Annotated in this window: 16 protein-coding genes and 1 pseudogene; 7 read left to right on the top strand and 10 right to left on the bottom strand. The window is 71.3% G+C overall.

Annotated elements, in window-relative coordinates:
* Nucleotides 1-260 (bottom strand): hypothetical protein (locus tag LN042_RS23790; RefSeq protein ID WP_230053358.1); only part of this gene is annotated, 260 nt, incomplete at its 3' end.
* A 3-nt stretch (nt 261-263) separates the two neighbouring features.
* Entirely contained in the window at nt 264-782 is a 519-nt protein-coding gene (locus LN042_RS23795; protein ID WP_230053359.1) for a hypothetical protein, read from the bottom strand.
* Between LN042_RS23795 and ku the strand changes: the two genes are divergently transcribed.
* Complete coding sequence (gene ku, locus LN042_RS23800) at nt 769-1,857, top strand: non-homologous end joining protein Ku (RefSeq protein WP_249801408.1); 1,089 nt, start codon at nt 769-771, stop codon at nt 1,855-1,857. The two genes, LN042_RS23795 and ku, sit on opposite strands and share 14 nt — an antisense overlap.
* Nucleotides 1,858-2,052: 195 nt before the next feature.
* Here ku and LN042_RS23805 read toward each other — a convergent pair whose 3' ends face one another.
* The 5 genes from LN042_RS23805 to LN042_RS23820 form a co-directional block, all read right to left on the bottom strand.
* Complete coding sequence (locus tag LN042_RS23805; RefSeq protein WP_230053361.1) at nt 2,053-2,658, bottom strand: HD domain-containing protein; 606 nt, start codon at nt 2,656-2,658, stop codon at nt 2,053-2,055.
* Nucleotides 2,655-3,767 (bottom strand): helix-turn-helix domain-containing protein, encoded by a 1,113-nt coding sequence (locus LN042_RS23810; protein WP_230053362.1) that lies wholly within the window; start codon nt 3,765-3,767, stop codon nt 2,655-2,657. Before LN042_RS23810 ends, LN042_RS23805 begins: the two co-directional genes overlap by 4 nt.
* Nucleotides 3,768-3,796: 29 nt before the next feature.
* Nucleotides 3,797-4,303: an NUDIX hydrolase gene (locus LN042_RS23815; protein WP_230053363.1), complete on the bottom strand. Its 507-nt coding sequence runs from the start codon at nt 4,301-4,303 to the stop codon at nt 3,797-3,799.
* Nucleotides 4,300-4,425, bottom strand: a complete 126-nt coding sequence (locus LN042_RS37785) for a hypothetical protein (protein ID WP_308191856.1) — start codon at nt 4,423-4,425, stop codon at nt 4,300-4,302. Before LN042_RS37785 ends, LN042_RS23815 begins: the two co-directional genes overlap by 4 nt.
* 373 nt (nt 4,426-4,798) lie before the next feature.
* Nucleotides 4,799-6,181: an NsdA family TPR-like regulatory protein gene (locus tag LN042_RS23820; RefSeq protein ID WP_230053364.1), complete on the bottom strand. Its 1,383-nt coding sequence runs from the start codon at nt 6,179-6,181 to the stop codon at nt 4,799-4,801.
* Nucleotides 6,182-6,550: 369 nt separating this feature from the next.
* Between LN042_RS23820 and LN042_RS23825 the strand changes: the two genes are divergently transcribed.
* Genes LN042_RS23825 through LN042_RS23840 form a run of 4 tightly spaced genes read left to right on the top strand, consistent with a single transcriptional unit; the run spans nt 6,551 to nt 10,555 of the window.
* A complete protein-coding gene (locus LN042_RS23825) occupies nt 6,551-8,092 on the top strand; it encodes a DNA polymerase subunit beta (protein ID WP_230053365.1) in 1,542 nt (513 codons plus the stop codon).
* Nucleotides 8,089-9,351 carry a hypothetical protein gene (locus LN042_RS23830; protein ID WP_230053366.1) on the top strand — a complete coding sequence of 421 codons (1,263 nt, stop codon included), beginning with the start codon at nt 8,089-8,091 and terminating at the stop codon, nt 9,349-9,351. The genes LN042_RS23825 and LN042_RS23830 overlap by 4 nt, the downstream gene beginning before the upstream one ends.
* Nucleotides 9,348-10,199 carry a class I SAM-dependent methyltransferase gene (locus LN042_RS23835; protein WP_230053367.1) on the top strand — a complete coding sequence of 284 codons (852 nt, stop codon included), beginning with the start codon at nt 9,348-9,350 and terminating at the stop codon, nt 10,197-10,199. The genes LN042_RS23830 and LN042_RS23835 overlap by 4 nt, the downstream gene beginning before the upstream one ends.
* Entirely contained in the window at nt 10,196-10,555 is a 360-nt protein-coding gene (locus LN042_RS23840; protein WP_230053368.1) for a MazG-like family protein, read from the top strand. The genes LN042_RS23835 and LN042_RS23840 overlap by 4 nt, the downstream gene beginning before the upstream one ends.
* Nucleotides 10,556-10,624: 69 nt before the next feature.
* Here the strand turns inward: LN042_RS23840 and LN042_RS23845 are convergent, their stop codons facing one another.
* Nucleotides 10,625-11,926, bottom strand: coding sequence for a UDP-glucose dehydrogenase family protein (locus LN042_RS23845; protein ID WP_230053369.1), 1,302 nt, complete (start codon nt 11,924-11,926; stop codon nt 10,625-10,627).
* 158 nt (nt 11,927-12,084) lie between these two features.
* Here LN042_RS23845 and LN042_RS23850 point away from each other — a divergent pair, with 158 nt between their 5' ends.
* Together LN042_RS23850 and LN042_RS23855 are read left to right on the top strand one after the other, a co-directional pair.
* Nucleotides 12,085-12,639, top strand: a complete 555-nt coding sequence (locus LN042_RS23850) for an NUDIX domain-containing protein (protein ID WP_230053370.1) — start codon at nt 12,085-12,087, stop codon at nt 12,637-12,639.
* Between the two features lie 82 nt (nt 12,640-12,721).
* Nucleotides 12,722-12,895: a hypothetical protein gene (locus LN042_RS23855; RefSeq protein WP_230053371.1), complete on the top strand. Its 174-nt coding sequence runs from the start codon at nt 12,722-12,724 to the stop codon at nt 12,893-12,895.
* A gap of 317 nt (nt 12,896-13,212) precedes the next feature.
* On the opposite strand, the pseudogene LN042_RS23860 reads toward LN042_RS23855, so the two are convergent.
* Nucleotides 13,213-13,751 (bottom strand): annotated as a pseudogene (locus LN042_RS23860) (GNAT family N-acetyltransferase).
* Nucleotides 13,752-14,108: 357 nt separating this feature from the next.
* Complete coding sequence (locus LN042_RS23865) at nt 14,109-15,020, bottom strand: DNA-3-methyladenine glycosylase family protein (protein ID WP_230053372.1); 912 nt, start codon at nt 15,018-15,020, stop codon at nt 14,109-14,111.
* Between the last annotated feature and the right edge of the window lie 255 nt (nt 15,021-15,275).

Raw genomic sequence — 15,275 nt, forward strand, 5'->3', positions numbered from 1 at the left:
ACACGGCCGTGCGGGATGCCACCGGGGCCGGTCAGCGCATGGGGGACGCGGCGGTGCAGGGTGTGGAGCAGACGTTGGTCGCCGCGCTGGCTGGGCCGGATGCCGCCGCCCAGGTCGCCCGTGGCCAGCTCTCCACGGCACTCACAGTCCCGACCGCGTTGCCGGACCTGGGTCCGCTGCTCGCCGCCGTTCCCGATCTGCCCGCGACTACCCCCGCATCCGTACCCCGAGAAGCGGCGCCCCCGGTGGCTCGGCGCCATGGATCAGGTGGCCGGGGACGGCGCGAGGACACCCGACGGCAGCGGCCTGAGGCCGCCGTCGGCCGCGCCGAGCGAGAGCACGAACACGTCCTTGCCGAGCTGGAGCAGCGGTGGGAGCGGCTGCACAAGGAAGCCGCCACTGCCGAACAGGCGGCCGCCGAAGCCGAGCAGGCGCTGGCCGGCGCGGTGGCGGAGGCCGAGCGGGCTGGCGGCAAGGTGGAGCAGGCCCAAGCCGTGCTGGAGACGGCGCGGTTCGCCGCCCGGCGCGCCGAGGAAGCCCGCCGAAGCGCAGCGACCCGCGCCGAGGAACTGCGCCACCGAGCGGTCCAGGCCCACCAGAGCGCACGGCAGGTAGAGGAAGAGCTCGCTGCACGCCGAGGGGAGTCGCCATAGCCCCGCCAGGGAGCGGACCGGGTAGGTGGGCCGTTCGGCGGAGCACTCCACCCACCGGCCGAGTGCGGCCGCATAGTGGGAGGTGGAAAGGGGGTTGCGCGCGGAGGTGGTCATCATGGCCAGACCCATCTGGACCGGAGTCCTCAGCTTTGGGCTCGTAACCGTGCCGATCGCGCTGTACTCGGCCACCGAATCCCACACCGTCAGCTTCCGGCAAATTCAGCGCGGCACGGCCGACCGGGTCCGCAACAAGCGGGTCAACGAGCGCACGGGTGACGAGGTCAACTACCAGGACATCGTCAAGGGCTACGAGCTCGCCGAAGGCGAGTACGTGATCGTCGAGCCCGACGAGCTGGAGCAAATCTCCCCCGGCCGGTCCAAGACAATCGAAATCAAGGGGTTCGTCGACCTCGACCAGATCGAGCCGATCTTCTTCGACACCACCTACTACCTCGGCCCGAGGGGCGCCGAGTACGTCAAGGTCTACGCCCTGTTGCAGCGCGCCATGGCGAAGGCCGGCAAGGCCGGCCTCGCGCTGTTCACGATGCGCGGCAAGGAGTACCTCACCGCTGTACATCCCGAGCAGGGCATGCTGGTGGCACAGACGATGCGCTTCGCCGACGAGATCCGCGACCCCTACCGGGAGGTCGACAATCTCACCGACACCGAGAAGGTCGAGGTGTCGGACCGTGAGCTCAGCGCCGCCGAGCAGCTGATCGGCATGCTCGCCACCGACTGGAACCCGGAAGAGTGGCACGACACCTATGCCGAGCAGGTCCGCGACCTGGTGCAGGCCAAGGCCGAAGGCCGCGAGATCGCGGTCTCGGAGGGGCCGGCGGAAGCGACCAACGTCGTGGACCTGATGGCCGTTCTGGAGCGCAGCCTCGCCGCCGCCGGCGGCGGCGAACAGGACACGGCGGCCGCGGACGCGAAGGGGACGAAGTCGAAGGGCGAGACGGAGCGGTCCGGCAGGCGCCGGACGAGTGGGACATCGCATCGGCAGCCGAAAAGCACCGGCGCCAAGAAAAGCACCAGCACGGCCAAGGGGAAGGGCACTCGGGAGGACCTCGGCTCGCTCAGCAAGGCCGAGCTCTACAAGAGGGCTACCGACCTGAACATCCCCCACCGCTCCACCATGTCGAAAGAGGAGCTGCAGGACGCCATCGAACACGTCCCCGCTGGCAAACGCCGGCGCAGCGCCTGAGGCCCTGCGTGCGGCGCCGTCTTGGTCAGGCTGCCGCCGCTCCCAACGCTACCCCTTCCTCGACCATCCACAGCCGCCCCCCGTCGCGGCGGCGGCAAGGACGGGATCGGCGCGCGGCGTCTGGGCCGGCGCGGCGCGGGACGATGCGCTCAAGGCCGGGCCAGGTAGCGCGACGCCAGCGAGCCGCTGCTTCGGTCAGCTCGCGTGCGCGGCGATGGTCTGGAAGGTCCGCTGCCAATCGGCGGGATCGGTCCTGAGCGCGGCGTCTGCAAGACGGCGGGCCGCCGGGGTCTTGAGGGCGGCGTAGCAACGGTCGATCTTCCCCTGGACGGCGGCGTGGCCTTGAGCACGGTATTCGACGGCTCGCACGAGGCAGTCGAGTTTGTCGGCATCGTGGGCGCACCGGGCCTCGGGGGTGAGTCCCTCCTCATGCTCGTTGACGGCTCCTGTGATCGCCTCGCGGACGCCGGGGTGCGCGGCGGCGACCTGGTCGGCGGTCACCGTGCGGGGGTCGGCTGCGGAGAGGTAACGGCGGGTCAGGGGGGTGAGGTCCCCGATGCGGGTTTCGTGCAGATCGTGCAGGGTGCACAGGAGGGCGGTGCGCGCCGGGTCGGCCCCTTCCATCGCGGCGAGGGCGATGCCGATGACGGCGGCGCGGTGGCTGTGTTCGGCGACCGTCTCGGCGTTGCGGATCCCGTCGTAGCCCCACCCAGTGCGGTGGATGTCGCGCAGGGTTCCCGCCTCGAAGATCAGGGCTGCCGTGCCGGCGGCCTCGGGGTCGTCGTGCTGCTCGTGGTTCACGTGGTCCTCTGTCCGTTGGCGGGTTGGAGTAGGAATTGCACTTCGTCGAGGTCGAGACGCGACCGCTGGGAGATGGTCCGGCTGTCGAGAAGCTCGGCGGTGCGCTCGCCGAAGCGGCGCACGGTGGTCGGATCGGCGAGCGGCAGCCACGGGTACAGGCGCAGCAGGGTGGTGACCGAGTGGAGGTATAGATCGACCGTGCCGGGGGCGTCGTGGAGGGAGCCGACCAGTCCCTGGAGGAGGTGGACGGGGTTCCACGCGGCGGGTGAAGGGTTGTGCATGAAGTCGTCGTCCGGCTGCTCGGCGGGCATCGCGCCCAGCCAGTACGCCCAGTAGGCGAGGTTCGCGAGCTCGCCGTGCTCGTCGTCGGTGAGGGCTGTGGTGATGAAGTCGCGTAGTTGTTCCGGGTCGCCCTGGCGGGCGGCGACGGTGGCGGCGGTGCGGGCCTCGATCCAGCGCGGGGTGTAGCCGCGCAGGGCCAGGGCGGGCCGCATGGTGCGCAGGGCCTGTTCCGCCCAGTCGCCGGCGTCGGGGGCTGGGTCGTAGGAGGCGAGGTACAGGGCCTGGCGGCGCAGCAGCAGCGCGCGGTCGCCCGCAGCGGTGGCGGTCTCGGCGGTGCGGCGCAGGTGGTCGAAGAAGGCGGTGCGGTCGGCGGCGGCGAGCTGGGGTCCCGCTGGGGATGGGCCGCGGCGCGGCCGCGCGGCCTGGTCGGACAGTGCGGGCGGGGTGATGCCGCGTACTGCCCAGGCGATCATGTGGGCGGTCTCGCGGGACTGCACCCAGCCCGCCAGCGGGTGGTCGGCCGGGTCGGAGGGCGGGTTCAGCACGGCGGTGAGGACTCGGTCGGCGTCCATCGCCGCGCCGAGCAGGCCGAGCAGAGCGGGATCGGCGCCGAGCAGCGCCAGGTGGCGGCGCAGGTGCAGGAGGTCCCCCGAGCGGACGTTGGCCAGGGGGCGGCGACCGGACTCCCAGCCCTGGACCGTGCCGAGGTCGCGGCCGACCGCTTCGGCGAAGGCGGTCTGGGTGCGCGGGACGCTCTCGCGCAGGAGGCGCAGCAGGTAGCCGGACACGACTCCGACTTCCGCGCGGCTGCGGTCCCGTGGTGCCATCCGCGTCCCCCTGGGCGTGGTCGGTACGGTCAGCGCCAGCTGTACGTCCCGTCGTGCATGGGCGGCAGCTGGACGGGCAAGGTGGCGCCGCTCGCGAGGGCGGCGAGGGCGGGGCCGGCTGCGGGGTACAGATGCAGGTCCGCGGCCTCGGCGAGCGGGATCCACACCACGCGGGTGGTGTCTTCGGCGTCCTGCTCGGTGGCGGCGACGTGCTCGCGGATCGAGTCCGGGGCGTCGAGGACGTAGATGAGGTGCAGGCGCCGGAACAGGGTGTCGGTGCCGGGCCGGGTGTTGGCCTGGTCCTGGATCCAGCGCAGGTCCGGCGGGGCGGCCATGCCAGCGACGTCGAGGTCGAGCTCTTCCTTGAGCTCGCGCAGCAGCGCCGACAGGATCTCCTCTTCGGCGCCGACGATTCCTCCCGGGAGGGAGTACTGGTCGCCGTCGGCACGGCGGCGGTGGATGAGGCAGACCTCGCCGCGGTTGACGATGGCGACGCAGGTGCGAATCGGGACGGCGGGGGTCTCGGAGCTGGTCACGCGGTCACCCCCGGGACGCTCAGACCCTGGACACGGGCGACGGCCACGCCGGCAGCGAGCAGCCCCGCTGGGCTGCCACAGTCGTGGTACTGGCCGGGCGCGGCGGCGATGACGGCCCTCACGCGCTGAACCTTCCGTCGGTACTCGGTAGACGTGCCAGTCTACGCACCCTTTGCACCGCTTTCGTGAATCCGCAGGGGGACGCGGCACGATGCTGGCGCCTCGTCAATTCGGCAAGATCCCAATGTGATTGACACCGGTGTCCCGAGGCGGTCGGTGCGGGACGGTTAGCGCTTTGCGCCAACGCTGCGACCCCGGCAAACCGCTGCCTGCCCCCGGGCGGCCTGAGCAACAAGCCGTCCCTTTTAACTCCCGACCGGCCGTCGGGCCACCGCCCGATCAGCGACACCCTGTTCCACGTGCCATGCTCCCAAGGGACTGGCAGCGGCTCCACTGACGCATCCGGGCGGGCCCGCTGGTGCACGGTTTGAGGAATCAGTTGCTCGTGGCCGCTGTGTAGGCGAGGAAGTCGCTGATGGCCGGCACTGATCGGTGTGCCGCGAGTTTCGTCCGAAGGTCGCTGAGCGTGCTGCTGCCACGGGCGGAGGTGACACCCCCCATGTGTTCGACGGCTTGATGGGCGGTGGCCACGGCGCCCTCCAAGTCGTGCAGGGCGAGGTGGGCGTCAGCCCTGCGCGCGAGGTAGATAGCTGCGCCGCGTGGGAAGGACTCGCCGTCGTAGGCCTCGCTGGTGCAAGCGGCGGTGGCGGCGTCGAAGTGGGTCAGAGCTTGACGCGGGCGGTTGAGGTTGAGGCTAGAGGAGCCGAGGAGCTGGTAGACCTCGCCGAGGTTGAGCCAGTACACGCAGTCGGGGTCGTCATGGACGGGGCCGACGTTGGCGTAGGCGTCGAGGGCGGCGTTGGCCTGGCGGTCGGCCGAGCGATGGTCACCGGCGTGGGCGTAGGCGCGGCAGGCCCGGGCGTGGAGCATGGCGGTCATGCGGGCGGAGCCAATGGCGGGGACCTTGGCCTGGGCGGCCTCGACCAGGGCGACCGCGCCTCGCGGGTTGCCGGTGGAGTAGTGCTGGATGGCCCAGAAGGCGAGGGTGTTGACGCCGACCACCGGGTCGTCGCCGCTGGCCGCCGCGCGCAGCGCGGTGGCGAAGTGGCGTTCGGCCTGGGCGTGGTGGCCGCTGTCATAGGCGGTCCAGCCGGCCGAACGGGAGGCCTCAGCGGCGGCAGCGTAGAGCTGGCGGCCGACGTCCTCGGTGTAGGTGCACTCCTTGATCACGCTGGTGATCATCCTGAGCTCGGAGACGGCTGAGGTGTAGACCTGCCCGGAGCCGACCTGGTCGTCCAGGCGGCGCAGGACGGCCAGGCGTTGCTGGAACGCGCGGGGGACGGCGGCGTTGACGCGTCGGCCGCGCCCGGCCAGAGCGGCCTGGGCTGGCGGTGCGGAAGCCCAGCCGGCGATGACGGCCGACAAGGCCGTGGTTGAGGTGACGAGGAAGTCCCTGCGGTTGCGATCGTCCACCTGCGCCCCCACCTTCTCCAGTGCATTGACAGTACCCGTGGTGGTCCACGGGGAATCGAAGTAGAGCCGGTCGTCCTGGTCGGCCACCGCCAGGGTGAGCCAGCCGGGCCAGCCCAGCCGCAGGACTTCCTCGTGCGCGACGCCCTCCAGGTCGGCGATCGCCAGCTGGGTAGGCAGCTCGGGGATGGTACCGGCCTTCCAGCGGGAGAACTTGGACTTCCCAGCGGCCAGGGACCCGTATCCGAGGGCCTTGTGACGCTGGGCCACCCGCAGCAGGTATGCCTCGGCGGTGCTGCGGCGTCGGGCCAGCAGGTAGCTCAGCTGCCGGGCGACGGTATTCGTCATGGAACCTCCCGTACGCAAACCGCCGCCAGCTTCCAGCGCTACCGACTGTAGGGCCAGTGGTGCGCTGGGTGAAGGCAACCGGAGGCAACCGTAGGCATCGGCGAGCAACTGCTGATTCCTTCCGGGTCGCTGATCGTTGAGGTGTCCTGGTGGCGGTGCCACCAGCGCCGACCCACGGCCGGGCCGGTGTGCATGCGACAGACGCTCGAAACCCGTACTGCGGGTGAGTCCCGAACGGATGTCACCACTCCTACCTTGGTGACCCGCCGGGCGCAGCCCGCGCTCCGGACTCCACCCTGCGGCTCCTTCCTACCGCGCCACCGCGCGGCCGAGCCATGCCCGAAACCACCCGCCACGATGGAGGCCATCGTGATCAACCCCACCCCTGCCGACAGCACCGCCGCTGACTGGGACGTCGTCATCGCCGGCGCCGGACCCGCCGGGCTCGCGTGCGCCCGCGCCGTCACGGAGGCCGACTCCGCCCTTCGCGTTCTGCTGTTGGAGGCAGGCCGCCCCTACAAGCACCGACCCTGCCCCGTGGACCGGGCCCGGGCCTGCACGGGCTGCGCCGGAATCTGCAACGTGGTCAGTGGGTTCGGCGGCAGCATGCACTGGGGCGACGGCGCCAAGCTGTCACTGCTGCCGTCGGGGCGCCGGCTGATCGACCACCTCGGCGCCGTCGCCGCCCAGGAGCTGTGCGCCACCGGGTACTCCTGGCTGACCGAGGCGCTGGCCCAGACGCCCGAGTTGCAAGGCGTCGGCCTGACCGACCGCGCCGTGGAGGCCTTCGACGCCCAGCACCTGGCGATCCGGGAGTACCCGGTCGCCGTCCTGGGCGAGAGCGACCTCGCCCAGGTGATCGAGGCCTTCCACCACCACCTCGCCGGCCGCGTCGAGGTGCGCCACACCAGCGAGGTCACCGGCGCCGAGCCGGACGGCGCCGGCGGCCTGCGCCTGACGGTGCGCGGCCACCGCGAAGTGCAGCACCTGACCTGTCGGCATCTGGTGCTGGCCACCGGCCGACGCGGCGTCACCTCCACCACCGCGCTGCTGCACGCGCTCGGTGTGGTCACCGAGCAGCCGGACATCTCGGTCGGGGTGCGGTTGGAGATGGCGGCGCCGCTGCTGGCCGCGATCGGAGAAGAGCACCCCGACCTCAAAATCACCCAGCTCGACGGCGCCCGGAAGGTGAAGACCTTCTGCTTCTGCGGGGGCCCCAATGGCGGGCGGATCAAGTTCACCAACTACGAGGGTGCCTTCCCCGGCGGGGAGGTGATCACTTTGGATGGCCACGAGACCACCGAGCGCCCCGCCCCCGCGGACGGCCGCGCCCTGGCCGCGAACTTCGGGCTGCTGTGCCAGGTCGCCGGACGCGGTGACGCCCACCAGGCCCGTGACAGCTTCCTGGCCTCCTACCGGGAGCTGGCCGGCGGGCGCCCCTTCACCCAGAGCCTGGGCGCGTTCCTGGCCCGCCGCCCGGACACCGCCGACTGGCCGGAGCTGGCCGCCGCGATGCCGTTCCAGCCCTCCGTCGCCGACCTGACGTGCGGCCGGGTGGACGCGCTGTTCACCGATCACGAGCACGCCAGCCTCACTGCGGGCCTGGGCCGGGTGATGGCCGCGATCCTCGACCACGCCGGCCACCCCGCCGACTCGTCCACCCTGGAGGACCAGGTGCTGGTCGTCGGCCCCGAACTCGAATTCCTGTGGGAGAGGCCGCCGATCGACCCGGCGGGCCGCGTGCCGGGTCTGCCGGTGTACGTGATCGGCGACAGCGCGGGCATCGCCCAGGGCATCGTCCAGGCCGCCATGACGGGCATCGCCGCCGGACGCGACATTGCCGGGCACCTTGACACCGTGCCCGCCCAGAGCTCGACCCGGCAGCCCCACGGGGCGGTGACCGCGCGGTGAGGACTCTCGACGACCTCTACCCGCCGGCTGCGCTCGGGCTGCCGGTCAACACCGCCCTCATCGCGCCCCGCCTGCCCGACCCGCCCGCCGAACGGGAGAACCTGGCCGGCTACCGTGACCACTACGGCCCGTTCCTGCTCGGCGAGAAGCCGGTGGGCACCGAGCCCGAGACGATCGCTCTCATCGACAAGGCCTTCCCGCACACCCTGTACGACCTGATGCTGCTGGTGGGCCGCGACGACATCCTGCGCACCTGCGTCGGCGAGCTGCCCGACACCGTGCTGACCGCCCTGCTGGAGGCGGTCACTGCGTTCACGCACCTGGTCTCGGACCCCGCCGCGGTGCGCACCTTCGGCCTGGAGCGCGGCCGGCTCAGCATCGGCTGGAACTTCGACCCGACTCGGGACCGCGACAACGGACAGTGGTGGGACAAGCGGCTGCACGTCCACTGCAACGCCTGGCACCCGCGAACCTGCCGCACCGTCCGCCCGGTTCCGTTGGCCGCCGTCACCGATGCAACCCTTCGCCGCTCCCTGATCGACCCCGCGGCCTACCTCGCCCACCAGGTGCTGTTGGACGCGATCCGCACCGACCGCGTGCCTGCGGCCTGCCGGCTCCTCGCCCCGGATCCAGCCCGCGACGCCGCCCAGCAACTGCCCGTCGGCCTCAAGGTCCGCCTGCCCGGCTTTACCTACCTGGCCACGCACGAGTTCCGCACGCTGCTGCGCCTGCTCCACGGCACCGCCGTCGCGGCCTACCGACTGCTGCGCGCCACCCTGACCGACGACCAGTCACCCGCCGGCCTCTGGCGACGGCCCGCCTTGCGCCCGGTCGCCGACGTCGAAGCCGCTCTCGCGCAGCTGCCCTGGCTCACCGCACCCTCCCGCAGCCTTCTGCTCGGCCTGCGGATGGCGCTGCGCGACGTGCCTGAACGGCAGATGCGGCTGCTGCGCCACCGCTCCGACCTGGCCAACCGCTTCCTGACCTTGGACGGACCGAGCTACAACCTGTCCCTGTTCACCCCCGACCTGATCTCGGCCCACCGGTCGATCAGCGACACCGGCGAGCTGTACCTGGTCATGCAGATCAAGACGGTCAGCTCGATCGGCTCCAGCCCAGCGCTGGGCGGCGCGGTGGCCTGCGCCGCAGACCGCACCAGCGGACCCGCCATGACCTCCGGCGACCGGAGCATGCGCGCCGCCTTCCAGAGCGCCTACGCCCACCGCGCCGGCTTCACCCCCAGCAGGAGGACCGCGTGACCCGCACCGATCCGCCGCCCGTTCTCGACGACGCCGTCCTCGCCTTCTACAACGAAGGCCGCGAGCAGGACCGCCTGGCCGACCCGCGTCGCTCGATCGAGTACCTGCGCACCATGGATGTCCTGGAGCGTCACCTGCCGCCTGCCCCGGCCCGGATCCTGGACATCGGCGGCGGCCCCGGCCGCTACGCGCTGGCCCTCGCCTCGGCCGGATACGCGGTCACCCTCCTGGACCCGGTTCCGCTGCACGTGCGCCAAGCCGCCGACGCCTCAGCTTCCGCCGAGCACCCGCTGACCGCGACCGGCGTCGCGGACGCGCGCGCCCTGCCCGCGCCCGACGAGTCCTTCGACGCCGTGCTGCTGCTCGGCCCGCTCTACCACCTGCCCGAACCCGAGGACCGCCACCGCGCGTGGACAGAGGCCGCCCGGGTTCTGCACCCTGGCGGTGTCGCGGTTGCGGCCGGTGCCAGCCGCTACTACACCCCCTGGGAGATGATCGCGGCCGGCAAGCTCGACCTGCCCGGCGCCCTCGACGCCGCAGTCGGCCACCTGCGCACCGGCCGGCACGCCAACCCTGGTGGCGACCCGCGGCTGTGGACCACGGCCTACTTCCACGACCCGCACGAGCTGGCCGCCGAGGCCGCCGCAGCCGGCCTGGGCGTGCGCGCGCTCCTGCCGGTCGAGGGCCCGGCCAAACTGGTCGCCGGTATCGGCGAGATGCTCCAGGACGCTCGGCGGCGTGAGGAGATCCTTCACCTGCTGCGGCTGCTGGAGGACCGGCCGGACGTGCTCGGGACCTCCGAGCACGTCCTGGCTGTAGCCACCGCGGCACGCGGGCGCCGGCCGTGAACGCCGGCAGCGACACCCAGAGCATCGGCGAGGTGTTGCACGCTGTGTCCTCGTGGATCGACGCCTCCGAGTGCAACCGACAGCGCGATGCGGAGGCGCTGCTGTGGAGCCGGGTCGCCAAGGTCGGCGAGGAAGCCGGAGAGGTCGTCGCCGCACTGATCGGCGCGCTCGGCGCGAACCCGCGCAAGGGCGTCGTCGGGGACTTGGGCGACGTGGAGCGCGAACTCCTCGATGTCGCCACCGCCGCCTTGCTGGCGGTCGACCACCTGCGCACCCGCGCCGGCCAGCCGGGAAACGCAATGGAGGCCTTCGAGGAGCACACGCGCGCCGTCGCCGCCCGAGCCGAGGCCGGATAAGCGCAGGAGCCGCACATGGTGCTGCCCCGGCGGGTGACTCCCGCCGGGGCAGCACCATGTGCGGGTCAGTCAGTGGCGGCCCACGGAGAGGTAGGTGAAGCCGGCCGCCCGCATCGCCGCAGGATCCAGCAGATTCCGCCCGTCGAACAGCACCGGCGCCGCCATGGTGGCGGCGACCTGCTGCCAAGGCAGGTCGCGCAGCTGCGGCCACTCGGTGACCACGATCGCCGCGTCCGCCCCAGCCAGCGCCTCAAGCGGATCCTGGTACCGCGTGGCCTGATCCCACAGCTGCGGCTCGGTGACCCGGGCCAGCGGGTCCCAACAGCGCACCTGAGCACCTTCGGCGAGTAGCCGGGAGGCGACCACCTCGCTGGGGGCCTGGCGCATGTCATCAGTGTGGGCCTTGAACGCCATGCCCAGCATCGTCACCGTCTTGCCCGTGAAGCTGCCGAGCTCGTCCTTGAGTCGCTGCAAGGCGCGGCGGGGCTGGAGATTGTTGACCTCGATGACCGCAGTGAGCAGTTGCAGGTGCAGGCCGTCGTTGGACGCCAGACTCTTGAGGGCGACGCCGTCCTTGGGAAAGCAGGAACCGCCCCATCCGAGGCCGGCCCGCAGGAAGTGCGGGCCGATCCTCGGGTCCATGCCGACCGCGCTCATCACCTTCTCCACGTCGGCACCAGTGGCCTCGCACAGCGTCGCGACTTCGTTCGCAAAGGAGATCCGGGTCATCAGCAACGCGTTCGCGGTCAGCTTCGTGAGCTCCGCAGAGCGCACGTCCATTCGCACCACCGGCCCGTCCACGCCCTGATGCAGGGCGGCAACGAGGTCGCGAGTGGCCTGGTCGGCGGCACCGACGACGATCCGGTCCGGGTGCATGAAGTCCGCCACCGCCTTGCCCTCGGCGGTGAACTCCGGATTGGAGGCGTAGCCGACATGGGCCAGGCCGGCGAGATCAAGCCGCTCCCGAATGCGGTCACCGGTGCCGATCGGCACGGTGGACTTGACCACCACGGCGGCCAGGTGCGGTGCACACACGAGGTCCTCGACCACGGCGTTCACCCGCGACAGGTCCGCGTCCCCGGCCGCCGTGGGAGGCGTGTCGACGCACACGTACGCCACCTCGGCGCCGGCCAGCGCGTCCTCGGCGTCCAGGGTGAAGCGCAGCCGCTCGCCATTCCTCGTGATCAGCTCACTCAGCCCGGGCTCATAGAAGGGCACCTCGCCGCGGGCCAGGGCCTCCACCTTCTGGGGCACGACGTCGCGCACCACCACGCGGTGGCCAAGCTCAGCCAGGCACGCAGCGGTCACCAGGCCGATGTAGCCGGCGCCGAAGACCGCGACGCTGCGGGGGGCGGAGGGGGTGGATTCCATCTGTCGGTCCGTTCTCGAAGCATCACCGGTGGACTCGCCAGCACTGTAGTGCACCAGCGCAGACCGGTCCGATTTATCTGATGAACACTCAAGTAGGTTCTCAGTAGCCTCGGTTGGTGGCGCTAGGCTCTGAGACCCACCAGTGTGAGGAGCCAACCGTGACCACCGAGACGACCAGGACCGACCCGGCCGCGTTCGCCGCGGCCCTGCCCCACCACGTCGTGTCGGCCACCGCGATGGTCACCGACCCAGCCGGGCGCATCCTGATGCTGCACCAGGCCCACCCCTACCCCGGCCACCCCCCCTGGTGGCAGCTCCCGGGCGGCCTCAGCGATCCCAACGAGGACCCCGTCACCACCGCGCTGCGCGAACTGCGCGAGGAGGCCGGCATCCGTCCGACCCAGCCGCTGCGCCCCCTGGCCGTCGACTACCGCTCGGCACTCGACGGCTGGCCCCCGGTGATCGACTTCGCCTTCGACGTCGGCGCGCTCCCTGAAGGCCAACCGATCCGTCTCAGTCCCGAACACGACTCCTACGCCTGGCGCACCGCCGCCGAGTGGCCGGCGTTCTTGCAGCCGCTACAACTCGACTGGTTCACGGCGCTATGGCAGGCACACTCCGGGACGCGCACCGCTGTGCTGCTCAACGGCCGCCCCGCCGCTTGGGCCGGATCAGCGGTATTGGGTCCTACGACGGCCAACCGGGCCCCCTGACCGGCAGGTCCCCAACAGCTGGCCCTCTGCCGAACATCCAAACGGGCCAATCCTCCGAGGGCTCTCTCACAGTTGACCAACCGTGACCACCTTCATCGCCACCGCGCCGCCGGCCCGCCGTGACCCAGACCTCGCACTCGTGCAGGCATCCACCGCAGCCGCGGCCACCTGGATTGGGGAACTCGCCGAGCGCCAGCCGCTGCGCCACGCGGACTCCTACCGAGACCTGGCGGAGGCGATCCGCGCGGTCGGATAGCGCCTGAGCCTGAGCGATGACCTCCTGGCCGGCATCGACGACATCGACCAAGCCGTAGCAACCGGGTGGCGCGAAGCCTCCGGACCGGCTGGAGCCTGAGCACAGCGGCCGTCCCGGCCGACTCGCAGCAGTTGCCCATCGGGCTTTCGTCGACGAAAGCCCGATGGGTTCTACTGGTCCGTGGCCCTGTTCCTGTCGAGGCCGGAGCCGGTGTCGTCGCCCGTTGGCGGCAGGCGTTCGTGCTCCACGAGGTCAAGCGGCGGCCGAGGCCGACGACCTATAGGTGGCCTCGCGGATCCGCGCTGTCGAGCACGAGATCAACCGGACGGCGTGACCGGGGACCGAACGCCGAGCCACTGCTCAGCATTCCAGGCGTGGTACCGCTCAACCTCGGTGAACCCCAGCTTTGCCGCGAGGCGCATCGAGCCGACGTTGGCGGTCTGGGTGGCGAGCACCACCGGCTCACCGGGAAGGACATCGGCGAGCCATTCAAGTGCCGCCGCGCACGACTCGGCGGCATAGCCGAATCCCCACGCCCGTGGCAGGAACAGGTAGCCGAGATCGGCCTTCCCCGCAGCAGCCGGGCGATGGTGCTCCGGTGCCCTCCTGAGCAGGATCTGGCCGATCATCGACCCGTCGAGCTCAACGACGAAACTCCCTGGCCACCGCTCGGGCACCTCGGGCGTCTCGCGCTCAAGCTCGTCACGCGGCCGGGAGCCGCCGAGGTAGGTGTGCACCTCCGGCGAGGCGAGCAGCTCGATGAACGCCGCACGGTCCCGGCCTCGGGCTCGCGGAGCACGAGCCGCTCGGTCCTGATCGGCTCAGGTGGCCAGACGACGGGTCCGAGTCCAGTCATGGCGGGCAATTCCTCTCGAAGCCAGCGACACCAGGAGACGGTGCCGCAGAGGGGGACGCGTCTGACGAGTGATCCAGTTCCGGGCAACGGGTCCGCCAACCCGTCGCCGTGCCCAGTGGATTGGCACTGCCGTTCGGTGGCAACGGCGACGTGGCCGCGCTTGTCGGAGCCTTCAGCTCCGGACGTTGCGAGCCGTCCGGAGCCCGCGCCGTCGGGGATATGACACCGAGCACGGAACGATCAAGGTGACACGGAACGCGGAACCGTCAGAACGCCCAGCTCACAGCGTCGGCACGTGACACCGAAACGCGGAACCTACATATCCCTAGATAACAAGCAGGGCTGGTGGCTGCGGTGTCAGCGGTGGCGATGGTCGTTCGGGGCGAGTCTGGGGCCGAAGCGCGGGGCGCGAGCACTGGTGAGGCGGATGAGTCGGCACACGCGGTGGCGGTGCGGGACGAAGGGGGCGAGCAGCTCCAGCATCTGTTCGTCGCTGGACCGGGCGCTACCGGCCAGGCAGTACCCGACGTGGTTGGCGAGGTGAAAGTCGCCGACGGAGACGGCGTCGGCGTCCCCGTTGGATCGCTGGAGGGTCTCGGCTGCTGTCCAGATCCCGATTCCCGGCACGGAGGTCAGCCGGGCGAAGGCCGCTGGGCTGTCCATGGCCGCGGCTTCTTCCAGGCGGGGAGCCAGCCGGACGGCGCGCAGCACCGTGCTGGAGCGCTTGGGGTCGACGCCGGCCTTGTGCCATTCCCAGCTCGGGATCGCCGCCCACTCGCGTGCGGAGGGGATCACCCGCAGCGTGGGGTGGGGTCCGGGTGCGGGGGTGCCGAAGTGGCGCAGGAGGTAGCGCCATCCGCGGTAGGCCTCGGTGACGGTGACTTTCTGTTCCAGGATCGCGGGGATGAGGGAGTCCATGACGAGGCCGGTCGCGCCGAGGCGCAAGCCGGGGTTGCGGCGCTGAACCTCGCGCAGCGGGCCGGGCGGCAGAACGAGCTGGCTTGGGTCGTCGTCGGCGCCAAGCAGGGTGGGCAGCCGGTCCAGGAGCCAGTCGGCGGCCGGTCCCCACGCGGTCGCGGTGATCTCGCCGGTCTGGGGGTGGGCGGTGATTCGGATGGTGCCTATGCCGGCCGGGGTGCGGAACGCTCGCCACAGTCCGCCCGCTTCCCACGAGGCCGTCGGGTCGCCGGCGCCTCGGGAGATGGGGCCGAGGACGTGGCCGAGGTCGACGGCGAAGGCGGGCCGCCAGGTGCGCCGCGCGCCGTCCATGTCTCTTCACCACCGGGTCGGTCTGCTGCCCGCGCCTGCCCGCGGGCGATGCCGAACACTACGCGACCGCAGATGGTGATCGGAAACCCGCCTTAGGGCAGCCGTCACGCCCAGTGTTCGATTCGCCTGTGCAGGTGAGAGCCGACTTCCGTTCGAATCTGCGTTCGCTCAAGCGTTCGAAAAGCTCTATCGTGAGCACTAAGGAGGTGGGGGCCGACAGCAGCGACACAAGGGGGCAGAGCAAAGGAGGCGGCA

This window comes from Kitasatospora humi (genome assembly GCF_020907985.1).
GTDB classification, from domain to species: domain Bacteria; phylum Actinomycetota; class Actinomycetes; order Streptomycetales; family Streptomycetaceae; genus Kitasatospora; species Kitasatospora humi.